The organism is Corynebacterium provencense, assembly GCA_900049755.1.
GTDB classification, from domain to species: domain Bacteria; phylum Actinomycetota; class Actinomycetes; order Mycobacteriales; family Mycobacteriaceae; genus Corynebacterium; species Corynebacterium neomassiliense.
This window is the reverse complement of the sequence record LT160600.1, coordinates 1-2228: the sequence shown is the minus strand read 5'-3', so window position 1 is coordinate 2228 and position 2228 is coordinate 1. Positions and strand designations below refer to the sequence as shown.

Below are 2228 nucleotides of genomic sequence, written 5' to 3'. Positions count from 1 at the left end.
AGGTCACGGAAGAGTGCACGGTAGGAGTCCCGCCACCCGACACCCGCCGCACCACCCACGGTGGCGGGCACCTCGGGGATACGACGGAACAACGGGAGGGACGCCACGAGGAACCACACCGCCGCGATCAACATGCAGGTCATCAACGAGGTGTACAGCGAAGCCACCGGACGCCTCGCAGCCGAAGCCGCCGACATGGTCTCGGCAGGCACGGCCACCACCGTCATCGCCACCGGACGCTCGGTCACCGACGCCCTGCACGAACTCGACTGGAGGGACGACGAGATCGTGCTCGTGGCGTCCTCCCGCCTGGCCGCCCACGGACACCTCTTCCTCGGCAAGACCGCCACGAAAATGATGCGCACCACCCCGGTACCGGTCGTGGTCATCCCCGCCGACTACACACACCCTGCGAACAGGAGTGACAGTGAGTGACAACGGAAAAGGTCTCGCCGCCGGCAAGATCGGCGTCCTCGGTGCCGTCGTCGTCGGCATCTCCTGTATCGCCCCCGCCTACACCCTGACCTCCGGGCTCGGCCCCACCATCTCCGAAGTCGGCACCCAGGTGCCCGGCATCCTGCTGCTCGGCTTCCTGCCCATGCTGCTCATCGCCTTCGGCTACCGGGAACTCAACAACCGCGTCCCGGACTCCGGCACCTCCTTCACCTGGGCGACGAAAGCCTTCAACCCGTGGGTCGGCTGGATGGGAGGATGGGGACTCGTCACAGCGACCGTCATCGTCCTGTCCAACCTCGCCGCCGTGGCCGTCGACTTCTTCTACCTGCTGCTGTCCCAGGTGTTCGACAACCCGGACATCGCCGACCTCACGACGAACCTGTGGATCAACATCCCCACCACCCTCGTCTTCATCACCGTGGCGGCGTGGGTGGCCTACCGGGGAGTCGAATCCACGAAGAACCTGCAGTACTGGCTCGTCGGCTTCCAGCTCGTCGTACTCACGGCCTTCGCCGTCGCCGCCGGAGTCTCACTGTCGATCTTCATGTTCTGGGGCTGGGACGCCACCCTCACGATGAACGAGGAGACGAAGGACCCCCGACGCACCGCAGGCAGGGCCTCCACCATCGTCGTCCTCGTCATCATGGCGGTCTACGCACTCTGCGCGGTCGGCGTCATCGCCTGGGCCGGAACCGGAACCGGGGGCCTCGGCGCCGGAAACCCCGACAACCAGGAGTCCATCTTCGCCGCACTGGCCGACCCGGTGCTCGGCAAGTGGGGCATCCTCATGTCCCTGGCGATACTCAGCTCCTCCTTCGCCTCCCTGCAGTCGACCATGATCTCCCCGTCCCGGACGCTGCTGGCGATGGGCTACTACAAGGCCCTGCCACCGTCCTTCGCGAAGATCAGCCCCAGGTTCCGTACCCCGTCCACCGCCACAGTGATCTCCGCGGCCGCCGCCGGAACCTTCTACACCGTCACCCGTCTCGTCAGTGAGAACGCCCTGTGGGACACGATCAGCGCACTGGGTCTGATGATCTGCTTCTACTACGGGATCACCGCCGTCGCCTGCGTCTGGTACTTCCGCCACGAGATGTTCGACTCCCTGCGCAACATGCTCTTCATGTTCCTGTTCCCGCTGGCCGGAGGCCTGGTACTGCTGGTGATGTTCTTCTACACCGCCGTCGACTCCCTCGACCCGTCCTACGGTTCGGGGTCGTCCATCGGCGGTGTGGGGATGGTCTTCATCCTCGGTGCGGGCGTCCTCATCCTCGGTGTCGTGGTGATGCTCTGGGTGAGGCTCCGTGACCCGTCATTCTTCCGGGGAGAGACACTCCTGCACTGTCACTCGCGGTCGGAGGCGGATTCCGCCACCGGGGACGCCGGGGGCGCCGGGTCCTCCCGTGAAGAGGTTCCCGACCGCCTGGTCACCGAACTGGTGGTGTCCCCGGTATCCGCACCGCCCACCGGTGCCGGCCCTGCCAGCCCTGCCAGTCCTGCCGATACCGGCAACCACGTCAGCCACGTCAACCACGTCACATCCACCGATTCTGAGGAGTAACCATGACCACCCATTCCCCTTCCACCGCCTCCACCGCCTCCGCTGCCTCTGCGTCGTCTGCGTCGTCTGGGCCGGTGTACCGGGCCGTCAACCCCGCCACCGGCACCACCACCGCCACCTACCCCCACCTCACCGACACCGAACTGGCCGGCATCCTCGACACCGCCGCGGCAGCCGCAGCAACCTGGCGGGCCACCCCCGTCACCCACCG

General features: G+C 66.5%; 2 protein-coding genes and 1 pseudogene. All 3 read left to right on the top strand.

The genetic code is table 11. The features are described from left to right. Positions 1–132: 132 nt before the first annotated feature. The gene (locus BN3906_RS13730) at positions 133–435 is read left to right on the top strand and encodes a universal stress protein (protein WP_066590232.1); all 303 of its coding nucleotides are present in this window, start codon (positions 133–135) and stop codon (positions 433–435) included. Continuing rightward, the gene (locus tag BN3906_RS13725) at positions 422–2017 is read left to right on the top strand and encodes an APC family permease (RefSeq protein ID WP_390620356.1); all 1596 of its coding nucleotides are present in this window, start codon (positions 422–424) and stop codon (positions 2015–2017) included. Before BN3906_RS13730 ends, BN3906_RS13725 begins: the two co-directional genes overlap by 14 nt. A gap of 2 nt (positions 2018–2019) precedes the next feature. Continuing rightward, positions 2020–2228, top strand: a pseudogene (locus BN3906_RS13720) (hypothetical protein); the annotation flags it as partial.

Excerpts from the sequence above, each read along its gene's own strand:
- BN3906_RS13730 (WP_066590232.1), top strand. The coding sequence starts at position 133 with ATGCAGGTCATCAACGAGGTGTACAGCGAAGCCACCGGACGCCTCGCA.